This is a genomic window from Tunicatimonas pelagia (assembly GCF_030506325.1).
Classification (GTDB): Bacteria; Bacteroidota; Bacteroidia; order Cytophagales; family Cyclobacteriaceae; genus Tunicatimonas; species Tunicatimonas pelagia.
Window position 1 is genome coordinate 6,596,573 of sequence record NZ_CP120683.1, and the last position, 17,445, is coordinate 6,614,017.

Annotated in this window: 14 protein-coding genes; 8 read left to right on the forward strand and 6 right to left on the reverse strand. The window is 45.6% G+C overall.

What is annotated here, in order from left to right:
• Positions 1 to 83 precede the first annotated feature (83 nt).
• Positions 84 to 1,565, forward strand: coding sequence for a sulfatase family protein (locus P0M28_RS28180; protein WP_302206843.1), 1,482 nt, complete (start codon positions 84 to 86; stop codon positions 1,563 to 1,565).
• Here the strand turns inward: P0M28_RS28180 and P0M28_RS28185 are convergent, their stop codons facing one another.
• Positions 1,566 to 3,254: a serine hydrolase domain-containing protein gene (locus P0M28_RS28185; RefSeq protein ID WP_302206844.1), complete on the reverse strand. Its 1,689-nt coding sequence runs from the start codon at positions 3,252 to 3,254 to the stop codon at positions 1,566 to 1,568.
• 157 nt (positions 3,255 to 3,411) lie between these two features.
• On the opposite strand from P0M28_RS28185, the gene P0M28_RS28190 reads away from it, so the two are divergent.
• The 5 genes from P0M28_RS28190 to P0M28_RS28210 all read left to right on the forward strand — a co-directional run bounded on the left by P0M28_RS28190 (position 3,412) and on the right by P0M28_RS28210 (position 9,308).
• Positions 3,412 to 5,325 carry an FAD-dependent oxidoreductase gene (locus P0M28_RS28190; protein WP_302206845.1) on the forward strand — a complete coding sequence of 638 codons (1,914 nt, stop codon included), beginning with the start codon at positions 3,412 to 3,414 and terminating at the stop codon, positions 5,323 to 5,325.
• Between the two features lie 56 nt (positions 5,326 to 5,381).
• Positions 5,382 to 6,374 (forward strand): aldo/keto reductase, encoded by a 993-nt coding sequence (locus P0M28_RS28195; RefSeq protein ID WP_302206846.1) that lies wholly within the window; start codon positions 5,382 to 5,384, stop codon positions 6,372 to 6,374.
• Positions 6,375 to 6,495: 121 nt separating this feature from the next.
• A complete protein-coding gene (locus P0M28_RS28200) occupies positions 6,496 to 7,707 on the forward strand; it encodes a Gfo/Idh/MocA family protein (RefSeq protein WP_302206847.1) in 1,212 nt (403 codons plus the stop codon).
• Positions 7,704 to 8,537, forward strand: a complete 834-nt coding sequence (locus P0M28_RS28205; protein ID WP_302206848.1) for a phytanoyl-CoA dioxygenase family protein — start codon at positions 7,704 to 7,706, stop codon at positions 8,535 to 8,537. The genes P0M28_RS28200 and P0M28_RS28205 overlap by 4 nt, the downstream gene beginning before the upstream one ends.
• Positions 8,538 to 8,588: 51 nt before the next feature.
• Positions 8,589 to 9,308, forward strand: coding sequence for a carboxylesterase family protein (locus P0M28_RS28210; protein WP_302206849.1), 720 nt, complete (start codon positions 8,589 to 8,591; stop codon positions 9,306 to 9,308).
• A 174-nt stretch (positions 9,309 to 9,482) separates the two neighbouring features.
• Here P0M28_RS28210 and P0M28_RS28215 read toward each other — a convergent pair whose 3' ends face one another.
• The gene (locus P0M28_RS28215) at positions 9,483 to 10,817 is read right to left on the reverse strand and encodes an IS5 family transposase (protein ID WP_302206850.1); all 1,335 of its coding nucleotides are present in this window, start codon (positions 10,815 to 10,817) and stop codon (positions 9,483 to 9,485) included.
• A 152-nt stretch (positions 10,818 to 10,969) separates the two neighbouring features.
• On the opposite strand from P0M28_RS28215, the gene P0M28_RS28220 reads away from it, so the two are divergent.
• Both P0M28_RS28220 and P0M28_RS31215 read left to right on the forward strand, forming a co-directional pair.
• On the forward strand, positions 10,970 to 11,773 hold the full coding sequence (locus P0M28_RS28220) for a hypothetical protein (protein ID WP_302206851.1): 804 nt from the start codon (positions 10,970 to 10,972) through the stop codon (positions 11,771 to 11,773).
• A gap of 60 nt (positions 11,774 to 11,833) precedes the next feature.
• A complete protein-coding gene (locus tag P0M28_RS31215; protein WP_367281886.1) occupies positions 11,834 to 12,166 on the forward strand; it encodes a sulfatase-like hydrolase/transferase in 333 nt (110 codons plus the stop codon).
• 177 nt (positions 12,167 to 12,343) lie between these two features.
• Here P0M28_RS31215 and P0M28_RS28225 read toward each other — a convergent pair whose 3' ends face one another.
• From P0M28_RS28225 to P0M28_RS28240, 4 genes are all read right to left on the reverse strand, one after another.
• Positions 12,344 to 12,628 (reverse strand): hypothetical protein, encoded by a 285-nt coding sequence (locus P0M28_RS28225; RefSeq protein WP_302206852.1) that lies wholly within the window; start codon positions 12,626 to 12,628, stop codon positions 12,344 to 12,346.
• A 138-nt stretch (positions 12,629 to 12,766) separates the two neighbouring features.
• Positions 12,767 to 13,642 (reverse strand): MBL fold metallo-hydrolase, encoded by an 876-nt coding sequence (locus tag P0M28_RS28230; protein ID WP_302206853.1) that lies wholly within the window; start codon positions 13,640 to 13,642, stop codon positions 12,767 to 12,769.
• 194 nt (positions 13,643 to 13,836) lie between these two features.
• Positions 13,837 to 14,172, reverse strand: a complete 336-nt coding sequence (locus P0M28_RS28235; protein WP_302206854.1) for a DUF6616 family protein — start codon at positions 14,170 to 14,172, stop codon at positions 13,837 to 13,839.
• 151 nt (positions 14,173 to 14,323) lie between these two features.
• On the reverse strand, positions 14,324 to 17,350 hold the full coding sequence (locus P0M28_RS28240) for a T9SS type A sorting domain-containing protein (RefSeq protein WP_302206855.1): 3,027 nt from the start codon (positions 17,348 to 17,350) through the stop codon (positions 14,324 to 14,326).
• Between the last annotated feature and the right edge of the window lie 95 nt (positions 17,351 to 17,445).

The following is a 17,445-nucleotide window of genomic DNA, read 5'->3' on the forward strand; positions in this document are numbered from 1 at the left end:
CACTCTATGGGTAAAAACCGCCAATTGAATACTGGGTTTGAGGAAAAATAAGTAAGTTGCTCATCCACATAATCATGTACTAAATGGCAACCTACACTCGGCACTCAGCCTTCTTACTCTTTCTGTTTGCGCTTATTATCCAGTCTTGTTCAAATCCATCGGAGCAAGCTAGTGAAGATTCTACTTTAACCGAAAAACCAAACATCGTCTGGATCATGCTGGAAGACTGGGGCTACCAACTTTCCTGCTATGGTGAGCCAGGTATCAGTACACCTAATGTGGATAAACTAGCGGCAGCAGGAATCCGCTATACCAATGCTTTTGCTACCGCTCCGGTTTGTTCGCCCTCTCGCTCGGCGATGATGACGGGTTTTCATCAGAACTACATCAGAGCCAATCAGCATCGTACCAATGGTTCGGGATTTACCCGTCAACCACTTCCGCACGGTATTCGTCCCATGACGCATTTGTTGCAAGAAGCTGGGTACTTTACCTGTTTTATGGCGAATCGTAAAACCGATATGAACTTCACTCACGAAGGTGATTTGTACCAAGGAGAAGACTGGAGTGAGCGAGAGGAGGGGCAGCCGTTTTTTGCCCAGCTTACTTTTCCCGGAACCCATCGTCGTTGGCAACGCGATTCTATTAATCCAATTGCTATTGAAGATGTGCAACTGCCACCCTATTATCCGCAAACTGATTTAGCTAAGCGGGATTGGGCCAATGGGCTGGAAGCCATGCAGAACGTAGACCGACAGGTAGGGGAGGTGCTCGACCGATTAGAGGCGGAAGGTTTAGCCGAGAATACCTTAGTATTTCTGATTGGAGATAACGGACGTTGTATGCCCCGGGGCAAACAGTTTTTATACGACGGTGGTATTCAGGTACCCATTATCGCTCGCTGGCCGGGGCAAATTGAAGCAGGAGAGGTATCTGATGCGATGGTCATGACGATTGATATTACTAAAACAATTCTGGACGTAGCTGGAGCTAAGTCCACTCACCCACTACACGGTAAAAATTTGCTTGAGAGCGAAATAGCCGAACGTGAGTTTATCTTTGCCGCTCGTGATAAGATGGACAGCACCCACGATGCTATGCGGGCGATTCGTACGGAGCAGTACAAGCTTATTCATAACCTGATGCCGGAGCGAGCCTATTGCCAGTACAATAATTATAAAGAACGCAGCTATCCGGTGCTGACATTACTTAACGTGATGCACCTGAAAGGAGAGCTTCCGCCCGAGCAAGATCGCTTTATGGCTGATTCTAAACCCGAGTACGAACTTTACGATTTGCAAGATGACCCTTACGAACTAAACAACCTGGCGGATGAAGTGGCTCATCAGTCGGTAAAAGATTCATTACTCACTGAACTCAACCAGTGGCGTGAGAAAATTAACGATCAAGGGGTGAGCGATGAGTTTCGTCAAGGAGGGTGGTCGGATACTTATCCCACCAAATCGTTAGCCGAATGGGAAGAAACCCTAGAAGCCTTCCGTCCTTGGGTATTTCGCGAACCGGGTGAAACAATGGAGCATCCATTTTATCCGAATCGGGACTAGTTATTCGTTGGTGGTTTTTTTCACTTTTGTAAAGAGGATATTTTTTACGCGGCCTGAAGAAACCTGAAAGCCTGTGATAGCATCATTAGCATTTCGTACGAACGAAACCTCACCAAAGGCCCAAGTATCACCACTGAATATATCCTTTTTTCTTGGAGCTAACGAAATATTGCTTAATCGGATATGCTTTGCTACTAACCCAGTATCAACTACCGCAAGAGTGTAGGTGGTGACTAATTCTTCGCTGTAATATCGTCCGGTATATTCAGTCAAGTCTTGCGGCGATAAGTCGAGAGGTTTAACTCTAGCTGCTTCCATTTTCTGCCCACCTGCTGAGAGTTTTAGAACCGATATCTCTCCGGCACTGTCCATTGGAAAGGTTACCGTCCCATCCCAACCATCAATTGAAAACTCATTGTTAGAAATGGGATTTAGGGAACGCTGGGGTTCGTTAGGTACTTTCGCGTACAATTTACTTTGATCGTTAGTAATGTTGATAATAAACCCTGGTTGTAATTCATAATCACCAGAATAGCTATTCAGCGCTTCCTTTTCAATGGTAATGTCAAGTTCAATTTCTTTTTCAGCCTTTTCCTCTGGCTCTGGTTCAACTTCTAAGCTGTCTGCCAAGTAAATATCTGCTAGTTGATGAGCTAACCCTCCAGCATTCATTGAGGCATCGTTACTAAAAACGATCACTGCAAACTGTTGGTCGGGAAAACGAGAGAGGTGAGTTCGGTAGCCTGCATCCGCCCCACCGTGCTGTATTTCGCGTAGCCCCTTGTACTCGCCTACAAACTGACCCAATGCCCCACCCATGCTTTCGCCGTTGTTAAGAACAATAGGGGTATTCATAGTACGAAAAATACTCGTGTCGCCTACCTGACCTGTGTAAAAATTAGTAGTCCAGCGACTCAGGTCTTCTACGGTGGTAAACAAGCTCGTAGCCCCAACATTGGCGTAGTTCAGTACGCTTTTTTTATAACCAGTACTATCTTGGTAGTACGAGTAAGCTCGGTTTTTTACCACCTTTTCGTGATCATCGTAGAATAGAGTGTTTTGCATATCCAGAGGCTGAAAAATATACTGTACGGTAAATTCAGCGAAGCGTTGACCAGATACTCGCGCTACTACCTCGGCCAGTAGCGTAAAACCAGTATTGCAGTACATAAACTGTTCGCCGGGGTCAAAGTTTAACTGCTGCTGACGACTTATTAATTTTAGGATGTTTTTGGTAGTGATCACATCATCCATCCGCCACCCCGCCATTACTAACAACTCCCATTGGTCGCGGAGTCCACTGGTATGAGAAGCCAAGTGTCGCAACGTAATAGTCTTGCCAAAGTCGGGAACCTCGGGTACGTACTTTCTGATGTCATCATCTAGTGAAAGTTTTCCTTCTTTCTCTAGTAGCATGATAGCAAAGACGGTAAACTGCTTAGAGATGGAAGCAATATGAAAGACAGTAGTTGGAGTGATAGGAACACCGTACTCCAGATTCGCCTGTCCAAATCCTTGTTGATGAATAATTGCACCATTCTGCACTACCGCAAAAGCCACACCTGGAGTATGGTCGCTATTCCATTGGGTAAAAAGCTCATCGGCTTGTTTGTTTTCTGTTGATTGGCAACCAAATAACAGACAGCAAATAAACAGGAAGGATGGAGAGAGAAAAGTAGTTGATTTCATCTGAAAACAAGATACAGCCTCTAGAATGAATTAGCAAAAATCAATACGTAGCAATGCTTCACCAAACTGATCATGGTTTCAATCTATGTTAAGGAGTTTCTCTATCAGAAAAAAATTCATTTATCTTGGCGAGATATTTATTTAATCTGCCAATATCATGCGGTTAAAATTTTTTCTTTGCCTTGGAATCAGTTTCTTCTCAGCTACAAGTTTTGTTTTTCAGCCAGACCAAATCGTAGAGTCAGATTACGATTTGGTGATTTATGGAGCTACTTTCTCAGGCATTGCGGCGGCTATCAACGCTGCCGAATACGGGCATACGGTAGCTTTAGTAGAAGAATACGATCAGATTGGCGGACTCATGACCAGTGGGCTTTCTAACACCGACTTCATTTCTTTTGAGTCATTAAGTGGCACCTTTCTGGACTACTGCAAGCGGGTAGAAAAGTATTACATTGATAAGTACGGAGCTGAGTCTCAGCAAGTGGAAGATTGCCATGCCGGCATTCACGCCGAGCCGCATGTCACGCTTAAAATCTTTCAGGAGATGCTAGCCGAGCACTCTAATATTCAGGTTTATCTTAATCATAGGATTCAAAGTATTTCTTTAGGGGAACCCCAGCAGCAACTCCGGCATATCGCGCGCATCAAATGCCTCAACCTCACCGACAATGCAAGGGTTGAGCTATCGGGGCAAATATTTCTAGATGCAACCTACGAGGGTGATTTAGCTGCTTTCGCGGGGGCAGAGTATCGCGTAGGGCGCGAATCTCGTCAGGAATACGGGGAACCTCTGGCCGGGCATATTTTTTACCAGAACAGAAGGATACTAAACGGCAGTACTGGCGAGGGCGACCGAAGAGTGCAAGGCTACAACTTTCGAGTAATTATGACCGATGATCCGGATAACCGTCGTTTGATTGACCAGCCTGATAATTATCGGCGAGAAGACTATCTGCCGATTGCAGAGGTGCTCCAGCAGGAAACGGTCAGTCAGGTCTTTGCCAGATTTGGTCGGGATGCCATACTGCGGGCGCAGATGATTCCCAATCGGAAAGCAGATGTCAACGATATTAAAAACGCTGCTGTACGGATCGCCCTGTTGGGAGAAAACTACGCTTATCCCGAAGGGAGTCCCGAAGTTAGGGCTGAGATTGTCCAGCACCATCAGGAGCATATTTTGGGTTTGCTGTATTTCCTGCAAAACGATACGGCAGTTCCTGAAAAATATCGCCAAGAGGCTCGTCAGTGGGGACTAGCCAAAGATGAGTTCATAAATAATGAAAATTTTCCTCCCCGGCTCTACATCCGCGAAGCCCGCCGAATTATGGGAGAATACGTTTTTACGCAAAATGATGTAACCCCCCAGCAAGGCACCTTGATTATCCCTTTTAAAAATGATGCCATTGCTATCGGCGACTACGCCCTGAACTGTCACGGAGTACAACCGCCTTCGCTGTATTCTTCGGTGGCAGAGGGTGACTATAACTTTATTCCCCCTCCGTTTCAAATTCCTTTCGGAGTAATTGTCCCCCGACGATTTTCTAATTTACTAGTCTCAGTAGCGATCTCCAGCAGCCACGTAGGGTTTAGCGGTATTCGCCTGGAGCCAGTGTGGACATCGCTAGGGCAAGCCGCTGGACTAACTGCCCACCTAGCACTTATCGGTGAGCAAATGGTAAGAGAGGTAAATATAAATGAACTACAAAAACTGTTGCATCACCATAAGTCTAAGACTACCTACATCTCAGATATTGAGGCTAATTCTGCCTTATTTGAAGCGGCTCAGTTTCTGGGAGTCAGAGGGTATCTGCATGATCTTTATACTCTGGATACGCTGGCAATGGTGGATACCACAACCTACCGCAGTCTGTGGGGTGGGCAGTACGCCGCTGCTTATCCGTTTCATGCCTTAGAACCCGAAAAAGAACTAGAGGGTGCTTTAGCCCAGCGCTGGATTCGTCGGCTAGATGATGAAAGGCGACAAGCTGAGGCTCAGGAATATTTAGCAGGCTCCACTCCGTCGCGGGGAGAGTTTTTGCTGAAGATATACTCACTACTTAGCGAATAGCCTATTTGCTGAACAATTGATGTTTAGTATCTTGGGCGAAGTACTAAAACTACACTATGCAAACCATCACCTTATCTCACAGCGACCTTACTATCACTCGAATGACCTTCGGAGCCTGGGCGATTGTGGGAGGTTTTAACTGGGGACATCAGGAAGAAAAAGACTCATTAGCTGCACTACGAGAGGCTTACGAACAAGGCATTACTTTTTTTGATACTGCCCAAGCCTACGGCAATGGTGCTTCCGAACGAATGATCCATCAGGCACTGGGCGATGTATATGATAAGATTGTGATCGCTACCAAGATTGTTCCCGATGATTTTGGCTACGAAGATGTAAAGCAAGCCTGTGAAGCTCGAATTCAAGCCCTTCAATCCGATCATCTGGATTTACTACAGTTGCACTGGCCTAACCCAGCTATTCCGGTAGAAGAAACAATGCGAGCGTTGGTTGATCTCAAGCAAGAAGGCAAAATTCGGGCTTTTGGTGTATCTAACTTCGGAAAGCAAGACCTGACCGAAGCACTAGAAGTGACTAAAGAAATCTCTAGTAATCAACTTCCTTATAATCTCTTATGGCGAGCGATTGAATTTGATATTTTACCTCTATGTAACAAACATCAAATTCCGGTACTGAGCTATTCATCTATCATGCAAGGATTACTGGCGGGAAAATTTAGCAATCCTCAAGAAGTACCGGATGATCGAGCCCGTTCCCGCCATTTTTCCTCGGAGCGTTCCCAAACTCGCCACAGTGAAGGTGGACAGGAGACGCTTACTTTTAAGACAATTGCCCAGGTTAAGCAGATAGCCGAACGGGAAGATATTCCGATGGCGCGTCTCAGCATGGCCTGGCTGTTAGCTCAATCAGGTATGGGTAGTATTATCGTGGGAGCCAGAAATCCGCAGCAGGTAAGAGACAATGTAGCCACTATGCAAGTATCGTTATCGGATAAACTTGTTGAAGAGCTGAACGAGATCACTCGATCTCTAAAAGAAGCCTTGGGCTCTAACGCTGATATGTGGCAAAGTGATTCCCGCATTCATTAACAGAGTGTATACATCTTTATATTTATTGATTGTCCGATTACGGATTGCTCAACTTACTATTACTCTCTAATTTTCAACTTTCAACTTTCAACTTTCAACTTTCAACCTTCAACCTTAGCCTATGTCCAATAACATTCATCAGATTACATTGCTTGGCACCGGATTGATTGGCGACTTCTACGTTGCTAGCCTCTACCAACACCGGGGACGGGAAGTCGTCCAGTCAGTGTACTCTCGATCGGAAGATCGGGTAAAGGAATTTGCTAAAAAGTGGAATGTTCCCACCACCTACACCGATATTCAGCAGGCGGTACAAGACGATCAAAGTGATACTGTCATTGTCGCTTTACCTAATCACTTGCACAAAGAAGCAATTCTGGCAGCGGTTGCAGCGGGGAAGAATATCCTATGTACCAAACCCTTAGCCATGAATGGGGCGGAGGCACTGGAAATTCTGCAAGCAGTAGAAAAAGCTGGTGTCTTTCACGGCTATCTGGAAGATTTAGTGTATACGCCCAAAACACTAAAAGCCCAACAAGCTGTCGAGCGAGGAGCAGTAGGGCAGGTGCTCTGGACTCGCTCGCGGGAAGCCCATCCTGGTCCGCACAGTGATTGGTTTTGGAATCCCGAATACTCGGGCGGTGGGGCGATCATTGACATGGGTTGTCACTGCATTGAGATAGGACGAAACTTTGTAGGGAAGGATGTAAAACCCCTAGAAGTGATGTGCTGGGCGGATACGTTGGTTAAACCCATCGAGGCTGAGGATCACGCGGTAGGCTTAGTCCGCTACGAAACTGGGGCGGTCACCCAGTTTGAAGTTAGTTGGGCTTTCCGAGGAGGAATGGATTTACGCGATGAAGTCTCCGGTACCGAAGGAACCATCCGTATTGATCATTTCTTACGAACGGGCTACGAACTGTTTACTTCGGTCGGGATGCAGGGCTACGTAGCCGAAAAAGCTGAACAAGAAACGGGCTGGCTCTTTCCGGTGGGCGACGAGATTCATGCGCTGGGTTACACCCACATGTTCACTGATATGTTTAACGCGATGGACGACCAGCAGTCGCCAATGGAAAGCTTCTACGATGGCTACGTCGTCAACGCCATTATGGATGCCAGCTACAAGTCCGCCAAAAGTAAACAGTGGGAACCAGTTGAATTACCCGAATGGCGCGGTAATACCGAAGGAAGCCAGCCACTGGGGGCGAAAGAGTATGATGAATCGCACTGGCTAATTAAAGAAGAACACTTGCCCGATGGTCGGAAGAAAGTTATCTTAAAGGAGAAAGACAGCGGAAAAATTATTGAAAAACAAACGAACCCATCATGAGCACTTTTTCACCATTCACCCACCAACACCTAGCTGATTTTGAACGCGACGGCTATGTTATTATCAAAGACTTTTTCACACCGGAGGAAGCTAACCTCATTTACCAAACTTCGACTGAAGATAAGGTGATTAATGAGAAATCATTTGACTTTAATGATAGTCAAGGCCTGCGAACCAAGCTGGCGTTGTGGTACACACCTCAAGATGATATCTACGGACTCTACAGCCGCTCGGCTCGTATGGTAGAGGCGGCTGAAATGATTCTGGACGGTACGGTCGGGCATTATCATTCCAAATTGATGCAGAAAGAGCCTAAAAAGGGTGGAGCCTGGGAGTGGCATCAGGACTACGGCTATTGGTATAATAATGGGTTTCTGTACCCGGAGATGGTGAGCATTATGTTGGCTTTAACTGAGGCCACGAAAGAAAACGGCTGTATGCAAGTGCTAAAAGGCACGCACCGCATGGGTCGGGTAGAGCATAATATTACCGGAGAGCAAGTAGGTGCCCACATGGAAAAAGTTGAGGAAGCTATGAAGCAACACGAACTGGTATACGTAGAGCTTCAGCCCGGTGATGCACTCTTCTTTCACTGCAACTTGCTGCACCGTTCCAATGCTAACCTCAGCGATCATTCCCGTTGGTCATTAATTTCGGTTTACAATAAAGTTACTAACAAGCCCTACAAAGACGAACCTGCTTCTTGCTACACTCCCATTGAAAAAGTAACCGATGACGCACTACTGAAATCCGGGAAGAAAGGCATTGCCTCCGGTGCTGACTTCTTGTCTAAAGATAAAGATACTGAGTTCAAGGAAGAGATACATTAACAACTAGACCTCCAAAGTTTCTGAAATTTTGGAGGTCTTATATAGACGAATATGAAAATGATTCTTAACAAGTTCTCACTGCTTATCATTATTATTTTAGTGAGTAGTCAAATTATGTTGGCTCAGCAAACCGTACACCAGTCTGAAGAAGCAGGTTTGCAGTACCTGAAATACCTTCCTCAAGATTATGAATCGGTTAGTGACCAAGAATTTCCACTCCTGCTATTCTTGCACGGTGGGGGAGAAACTGGTGATAATATTGAGCTGGTAAAAAAGCACGGGCCACCCAAGCTAATTGAGCGGGGTAAGCAGTTTCCGTTTATTATCATTTCCCCGCAAAACCCCGAGAATAAACTATGGAATGATGCGGCTCTGAAACAGTTGCTAGACGAAGTGATTGCTAACCATCGAGTAGACTTGAGTCGGGTGTATCTGACCGGGTTGAGCCGGGGTGGCTTCGGCGCCTGGCGAATGGGAATTCAGTATCCCGATATGTTTGCGGCCATTGTGCCTATCTGCGGAGGAGGTACCCCCAGTTACGCTCAGTGGCTGAAAGATGTACCTGTTTGGGCGTTTCACGGAGCGAAAGACCAAGTCATTCCCCTGTCTCGAACCGTGGCAATGGTAGAAGCTCTTCAGCGAGCCAAAGGCAATGTAAAGCTGACGACCTATCCCGAAGCCGGACACGACTCTTGGACAAAGACCTATAACAATCCAGCCGTATTTGACTGGCTACTTTCCCACCGAACACCTGGAAAAGATAATCAGTAGGCTAAGTAAGCATTGAAGCAGTTGAGATAGAGCAAGCGATTGTGATTCAGGATTCTCGGTAGTAGTCTACTAAACCTAACAGCCATAAGCTATATCAGTGATCTGCTGGTTTAACTACTTGCCTGAAGTCTGATGGGTTGGTGATAAAGCTAGAGGTAGGGGAGAATTAGTTAGTCAACCCTGAAGAAGTCTCATATTCGCATCTGCTGCATTCATCAGAGTGTAAATCCACCGTTGCAGCCAGTGGACAAAAATGGTGTTTTGCTTTCTGATCCAACTTTTCAGATTGAAGGCCATAGCCGCTAGATTGAGATTGATTTCATCGCCCAAAAAGCTCTTGAGATAGTTTCTTTCTAATCGGAAACCTTGTTTGGTGTGACCAATGACTGGCTCAATAGCCGCTCGGCGACGGAACTTCTTTCTAGTTTTCTGTTTCTGATAATTATTTCTATGTTTTTTAGCTTTGGGAATACTGATCTGCGTGGAGCCGACCCTAGCCTTACCCCGATAGCCTCGGTCGCAAATACCCTCTTTGGGACGTTGCCCAGAAGCGCGTTCGACGGCATTTAGTGTCTCTTCCAGGGTGTGACTGTCATGGGGATTCCCCTTGAAGCTGGCTACCCCGACAATTAAATTACTTTCTTTGGTCAAGGCCAGGGATGCTTTACTGCCAAACTCGTATTTCTTCGCTACTTTGCCTTTGATGATGCAAGCTACATCAGGTTCGTGTAGGCTGTAGATTTTGTTTTTATCTGTGCGCTGTTGTTTAATGACTCGTTCAAAACGCTTCAATACATTCCGATGGTAGGCTAATGAGCCAGTAGGAAGCTTACGGCGCAACTCTCGGATGAGTCGCCCGGCAATGGTTTTCAGGCTACGTAAGGAAGACCTAGCTTTCTTGCGGTTCTTAGGGTGGGTCGCAAAACGTTGATTGAGTAGGTGTGACTTGACCACTCTTCGGTAGGATTGTCGCAGTTGAATACCTTCTTTGGAAGCTATCTTGCGACACTTATCAATCACCCTAACTGCTAACTTGGCATCTGTGGGATACGTAATGTTCTTCTCTTGGACAGTCGTGTCAATGAGCACCTGATCTACTTTTCGCACTGCTTCGGGATGAATATGCAGCGAATAGGACAGTAATTTTTCAGCCCCTTCTTTACCGATACGTTTTCGGAAGTAGACCAGATCAGTAGGATGGCAAGGCGCTTCCCACTGAAAAGTAGCCATGCCACAGAAAAATTGGTAATACGGATTCTCGCACCAACGTTCTACCAAGACTTCATCACTGAGATTTTCTAACTGCTTCAACATCAGCAGCCCGACCATTAATCGTATTGGTTTGGCCGGTTGCCCTAGCTTAGAATAGTAGCCTTCAAAGTCCTTCTCAATAGCAGCCCAAGGTAGTCGCTGAGCTAATTGATACAGGCGATTGTTCGGATTAAGGCAATCAATCAAATCAGTAGTAAACAGTGACGTTTGCTGCTGGTTAGGCGAGTCGCTTTTCATAAATATTGCAAGCTTTTGAAGCAAGGTAAGCAGAAACTGGCAAATTTAATGAGCTTTGTTGCGTCATTTTATGTCGCATTTTATTTGATAATCAATTCTTTAGATACTTCTTCAGGGTTGACTAGTTAACTTTCTGGCAGAAATAAATAATCATGAAAAGGAAAACGCTACTTTGGGTACTTACTTCGCTTACAGTAGTACTATACATGCCACTTCAGGGATATTCTCAGCTTCCAGAAGTAACTCTTACGGATACTACCAGGGTATGGAGAACTGGTTTTTACATGGGGCTTCATGCTCAGACCATTGATGTAGATAACCTCAATGCGATGCTTCAGCAAGCTAACCAGCCTACACTTTTGCCTGATATGGCTGGTGCCGCACTTGGCTTTACTATGCGCCACCGCGATCAAAACTCCTACAGTCGTTCTCAACTTACCTATTTTACCCTCCTCGACAATCTTGAGAATGATAATCTGCGCGAATCCAGAGTAAATTATTGGGAGCTATCCGTAACCGGAAATTATGACGTAATCCCCAGTCAGAAATGGTTGGTCTACCCGTATTTAGGTTTTGGAGTTGGACTGAGTTTTCTCCGAGTATCGGAAGTGATAAGTGGTACTTCTTTTCAAGGGAGCTTAAATAACCTAAATACAGCTGATTTGGAAATCAAGCAATACATGACTGATGCCATGGTAAATGGTACGGCGGGGGTTGGGGTGGAACGCCGATTTGTGTTTCCGGGCACCTTAGGTTTTATAGGTATCAGTGGTGGATACAAAATAAGCGAGCGGGAAGATTGGCAACTGCGGGGTACGTCATATACGCTGGATGATAGCCCTAATTTTCGTGCTAACGGTTGGGTATTTGAATTAAGGTTTCGTTTTGAGTACGATCCAACTATTAAACCTGAGCAAGCGAGAGAGCCTCAAGGGTTATTTAAACTATTTCAATAGTCGCGCAGTGTGGCTTACTACGTCCATTGGATAGATGACTGCTTTTTGCTTACTTAGCGTATGCAACACCTCAGATATTGCTTGCCAGCTATCTTCATTAGTCTATGTTCTTGTCTCTCACCGAGTGAGGTGCCCGAAGAGCCTCAGCAGCTTTCTTATAATGTAGTCATTTTTCTGATTGATGATCTAGGTTGGACAGATTTAAGCTGCTACGGTAGTGATCTGTACGAAACCTCTAGCATTAATCGGTTAGCTGATGAGGGCGTAAAATTTAACAATGCACATTGGTGTTCCGATAGCAATAGAACAGAAATGAGTTACTGTGGGACGGATCCGTGGCGCGGCGTCAAGCTTTCATATCACACCTTATACGAAGTATTTACGTACTTCTGAAAAAGTTTGAATTAGATTTCAAGATTGGCTTTATTCACTTCTGTACCTTTCCCCCTTTAAAAATCGGTTTGCTCTAACACAATTGATTGAGGCGGTTCAGCCATAAAGGTCAGATATTTGTCCCAATGCTTTTTACCCAGTTCTTCGCCATATTCCAAATTCAAAAATTTTGGAATGTCATAATTGGTCTTCGGATAGCTGCGCTTTTTTCATTTCACTTTCACTGTTGTACAATGCGGAATAAAGCACATCTTTTATCCAAGTATCAAATTCTTCTCGCGCTTCATTCTTCACTTTGACTATGACAATCAATACTTTATCATTCGTTTTTGCCCGGGTAGATTCTTTATCTTTTTCAATCCATGGTTGAAGCTCTTCGCTGCTGGCCATATCAACATCTTGGCAATGGACAGTTAGATTCCAAAGAAACAGAAGGCTTACAATTAGCATGGTTGGTTTCATTATTTTGAATGTTAGGTTAGTAAATTAATTGATTGATTTTTGATTTCTATTTTTATAGAAGCAAGCGACCCGGTCACGCGCTGGTTTGAGCCTTAGCAAGAGACCGGAGTATAATCGTCCTTGTGAGTATCTATCCTTTCATTTTTCTCTATAACTCCATACCCAGTTATCCTTTAATTTGTCTACTCTTCCTAGGCCTGGAAAGTCAAAGTGAAAAGCATTAACTAACATATTTTCTTCATAGGCTAAGTTTAATAATTTCACTCTTGTCTGTTTGGCTTTGTCGTGGTCTAAGTCATAATTTGTTCGCCAATCTATTTTCTCTATATGAAGAGGATGCAGAAATGCATCTGACACATATAACAACTGATTTTCTTGCTGTCCTTGGTTTATAACTAGCGCCATTTGTCCTGGCGTATGTCCCCCGGCCTTTACTGTTTTTATCCCTGGAACCACTTCCATAAAATCTCCTTTTATTAGATTTAAATTTTGGCTTGATAAAGGGGTAATATTTTTCTCAATGAAAAATTTGAATAAGGGTATTTGGTTATCTGATTTCGATGAATGCCAGTACTCCCATTCTTCTTCTTGTATATGAAATCTTGCGTTAGGGTAATTCAATTGCTCTTGATCTGAATATACTCCTCCAATATGATCTGGATGAAAATGGGTTATTATTACATCGGTAATTTCCTCTCTATTTATACCTTCTTCTTTCAATAATGAGATTAATTTACCTTTCAGGGGAAATTGGTTATCCCTAAACGTAATTGGTTCATCTGAATAGCCTGAACCTGTATCAATTAATATCTTCTTGTCTTCATTTTGCAATAAAACTGCAATAAATGGTGAGGGTATATTTTCGGGGCTTATTTTATATTTCTCCAATGATTCTGCTAACTCTCCTTCTTCTGCATTTATAAAATAATCTTCAGCTTGATACTTGAACATTAAATCTCTGAAAATTGTACAATCGAACTCACCTATTTTAAACTCATATTTATCCTGATTCATATTACTGTAGATGTCAGTTGGAAATAAATTCGCCAATGGGATTGTGCTTACAAAAGCAGAACTACTGAGTAAGAATTTTCGCCTTCTCATTTGATTTATTATATAATATTAGTCCAATTGATAACGACGGTTTTGCCATGCGATTTGCTGACTAAATTGGTCTACAAGTCACTCGCTTCCCACCTTTTCCCTTTCTAAATTTCTACCAATTTTCCTAGTATTTCTTCTGGCGAGGTTGGTTTTCCGCAAATATTTACTTGTTCAAAGTAATTATACCAACCGGCCTCTTCAACCAAATTCTCAAATTCCATTACTAACTCATCATTTGGGAAATTCCAGATAGCAAAATAATCATAATCTGCTTTCTTGGATGTTTCTTCGTCATTTTCTCCCCAGCCTACTACCTCAACTCCCTTTTCAGCAAAATGCTGAATTGCGGGGGCTAATTTTGACAAGTAGTTAGCTCTTTCTTCTTTGGATAAACTTTTCCAACTTTCTTTTACTTTCCATAATTCAACGTAACTTTTCATAGTTAATTTTTTAGCGTTATTGAATGCTTGGTTTGAATGAATATCTATTGTCTTGTCTTTTACTAAACCCGTTGGTTAGTAAAAGGGTAAAACACCTCAGCCAGAAGCAAGCTGAGGTGTAAGGGGTAGCTAGGTTAGCGACTTCACCAGGCTACTCTTTCATGAAGCGAAGCGATTTACGGATTTCACCCCCGATAATTTTGACCATATACAGCCCCGATGACAGCTCCTCAACATCCATTAGATACTGCGGTTGCCGGAGTACGTCAATGTGTTGCTCTCGCACTAACGTACCCGTCAGATCGTAAAGTTGTACCAGCGTGCTGGTGCCCCATTGTGTACCGCCGATGAATTGCAGCGTTACTGCCTGGCTGCCAGGGTTCGGGTAAAGCTGGAGGTCGGCCACTTCTTCGGGTAGTAAGCTGATGGTTTCCTGGCTGAGGCTTCCGCTGCCTTTGGTACCGATGCCTTCGGTACGGGTCGCTACGGAACCAGCACAACCTACAATGTAACCGTTGCTGCAATTGTACCGAACTACCTCGCACTCATAGCCTAGCTTGGCTCCTTTGATGCGCCCGTAAAAGGGGCGGTTGGATAACTGCCAGGAAATAGGCACTACCGTACCCGGTTCAACATCAGGGACGCGGGCGGCCTTGCACTGTCCTCCGGTAACCACAAAGCCTTCCTCATTAATTGCATTGGCGTAGATAGTACCGCCATCAGCAGAGATACCCGTTACCGTAAAAGTCCAGTTTTGGTTGTACTTTAAGCCGGAATGAGCATTATTGGGCAACTCGCTAAAGTTTTTGCGGGCACCTTGCCGTAGGGGCTTGATGGTGCAATCGCTGTGGATTTCCCAGGCACCGGGCCGACCATTGGTACGCTGACCCGCGATGACTCCGACCACAAAGGTGCTGCGGCTAAAGGTAAAGTCGGCGTAAGCAGCCGGAGCGGAAGCGACTACCTCGGCCAGGTCATTGGGGAAGTCTTCCCGGGCAATGGTACACTCTCCCTGCGTGGTGGTGAAGGTGACGGTGGGCCGACAGGAAGCCCCACCCGAGGCCTTCACCGTAGATTGTTCTACCCCGTTCTCATCTTCCCAGAAGATTTTAGTGGTGTTGGGGCCACCGACGGTCGTGGTGAAGAAGAAGCTATCGCCGGACGGGGCAATCAGATTTTCTTCGCGCTGCTGAGTACCGTACACGACATAGGAATAGATAACATCTTCTTCATTGGGATTACGTACCCGCCACCGTCGCTGCTGCCTAGGATTATCGGAGCACATAGAAGTCAGCTTCAGGCGCTCTACGACGGGTGATACTACATTGACAGTTTGGATCTGAGTAGTTACGTTACCCGCCTCGTCGGTATACTGCCAAGTGATGGTGTACTCACCCGGTGCAGGGTAGCTCAGAGGGTCTTCGGTACTCGCCACTATGGTGCCCGAAGTGCAGTTGTCGGTAGAGGTGGGCACGGTGGCGAGGGTTTCGTTGAGTGCTAACGCTACGGTAGGAAGCGTAGCTACATCGGGAGTGGGGGCTTCCTCGTCTACCACTACCACGATAAAGCTAAGTTGCGCCACATTATCAGCCTGATCGGTGGCGGTAACCTGCACAGTAGTTTCTCCTAGTGGAAAGGTATAATCTGGCCCCACCGCGGTGCCGTTTACGGTAAACACTGGCACAACTGGGCCGTCTACTTCGTCGGTGACATTATCTACGAAGCTTAGCAGTAGGCGAGACACTTCGCACTGCTCGTCAGCCGATAAGCTAAATCGGTTGGTGGTAGGGTCGCCATCCCCGTCATCCACCAGCGTAATGATCGGTGCTTCGGTATCGCTCACTTGACTGTACTTAATGGTCGCATAGCTATTGCCACTTCCTCCAGTCACGTACACATTGTCCGTCGCATCCACTGCCAAATCAGTAGCTCGATCACCATCAATATAACGCTTGACCCAGAGCTGTTGGCCGTCTGTATCGTACTTGATAGTGGCATAGTCAGAGCCACTTCCTCCGGTCACGTACACATTACTCGCAGCATCCACCGCCAGGGCGGTAGCTCCATCACTAGCGAAACCGACGAGTTTAGGGCTAATATAACGTTCGACCCAAAGCTGTTGGCCGTCCGTATCGTACTTAATAGTGGCGTAGCTAGTTCGTTCGCCAACACTTAATCCAGTCACATACACATTACCCGTCGCATCTACCGCTAGGGCAGTAGCTATATCTCTATTGGAACCAGGGCTATCGTAGCGGGCGACCCAGAGCTGCTGGCCGTCCATATTGTACTTAATAGTGGCGTAATTATCATTAAAGCCATTTCCTCTGCTTCCTCCAGTCACGTACACATTGCCCGCCTCATCTACCGCTAGAGCGGGAGCTCCGTCTGGAAGGGAGGCATCATAACGCTCGACCCAGAGCTGCTGACCGTTCGTATCGTACTTGATAGTCGCGTAGTCTCCGTTGCTTATTCCAGTCACATACACATTACCCGTCGCATCTACCGCTAGAGCGGTAGCTATATCTCTGCTGAAATCAAAGCCATTGTAGCGGGCGACCCAGAGCTGCTGGCCGTCAGTATTGTACTTGATAGTCGCGTAGTCTGCCCTATCAGGAAACCTCCCTGCGCTTTCGCCAGTCACGTACACGTTACCCGCCGCATCTACTGCTAGGGCGGTAGCTTTACCGCTACTGTAACGCCTCACCCACTGCTGCTTGCCGTTTGTATCGTACTTAATAGTGGCATAGTCCGAGCCACTTCCCCCAGTCACGTACACGTTACCTAACGCATCTACCGCTAGTGCAGTAGCTTTATGATCACGGGCAACAGGGTTATTATAAGGCATCACCCACTGCTGCTCGCCGGTCGAATTATACTTGACAGTAACGTAATCTTGAATTCTTCCTCTTTTACTCTCTCTGCTTCCGATCACGTACACGTTACCCGCCGCATCTACCGCTAGTGCAGTAGCTCCATCAACACTGAAATCACGGTCAGAGTAGCGGGCGACCCACTCTTCGTTAACCTGGGCGGCAAGTGGTAGGATTGTTATCCAGACGCTTACCGTTAGTAGTAGTAATCGTAATGTTCTTTTGCAAGCTGGGAGGGTGTGCACCGACGCTCGGTTAACTTTCCGGGCAGAGGGCAACTCTGGCTGTAGTATTTCTTGAATCATGGTAAAAAGGGTTAGGTTAGAAAATAGAATGTCTAAAGTCAGCGCAAGGGAGTTTCCTGAGCGGTCGATGGTTCAGCGAGACTGATTCGTTGATT

Coding starts and splice junctions, on each gene's coding strand:
- P0M28_RS28180 (WP_302206843.1), top strand. CDS start 84: ATGGCAACCTACACTCGGCACTCAGCCTTCTTACTCTTTCTGTTTGCG.
- P0M28_RS28185 (WP_302206844.1), bottom strand. CDS start 3,254: ATGAAATCAACTACTTTTCTCTCTCCATCCTTCCTGTTTATTTGCTGT.
- P0M28_RS28190 (WP_302206845.1), top strand. CDS start 3,412: ATGCGGTTAAAATTTTTTCTTTGCCTTGGAATCAGTTTCTTCTCAGCT.
- P0M28_RS28195 (WP_302206846.1), top strand. CDS start 5,382: ATGCAAACCATCACCTTATCTCACAGCGACCTTACTATCACTCGAATG.
- P0M28_RS28200 (WP_302206847.1), top strand. CDS start 6,496: ATGTCCAATAACATTCATCAGATTACATTGCTTGGCACCGGATTGATT.
- P0M28_RS28205 (WP_302206848.1), top strand. CDS start 7,704: ATGAGCACTTTTTCACCATTCACCCACCAACACCTAGCTGATTTTGAA.
- P0M28_RS28210 (WP_302206849.1), top strand. CDS start 8,589: ATGAAAATGATTCTTAACAAGTTCTCACTGCTTATCATTATTATTTTA.
- P0M28_RS28215 (WP_302206850.1), bottom strand. CDS start 10,817: ATGAAAAGCGACTCGCCTAACCAGCAGCAAACGTCACTGTTTACTACT.
- P0M28_RS28220 (WP_302206851.1), top strand. CDS start 10,970: ATGAAAAGGAAAACGCTACTTTGGGTACTTACTTCGCTTACAGTAGTA.
- P0M28_RS31215 (WP_367281886.1), top strand. CDS start 11,834: ATGCAACACCTCAGATATTGCTTGCCAGCTATCTTCATTAGTCTATGT.
- P0M28_RS28225 (WP_302206852.1), bottom strand. CDS start 12,628: ATGAAACCAACCATGCTAATTGTAAGCCTTCTGTTTCTTTGGAATCTA.
- P0M28_RS28230 (WP_302206853.1), bottom strand. CDS start 13,642: ATGAATCAGGATAAATATGAGTTTAAAATAGGTGAGTTCGATTGTACA.
- P0M28_RS28235 (WP_302206854.1), bottom strand. CDS start 14,172: ATGAAAAGTTACGTTGAATTATGGAAAGTAAAAGAAAGTTGGAAAAGT.
- P0M28_RS28240 (WP_302206855.1), bottom strand. CDS start 17,350: ATGATTCAAGAAATACTACAGCCAGAGTTGCCCTCTGCCCGGAAAGTT.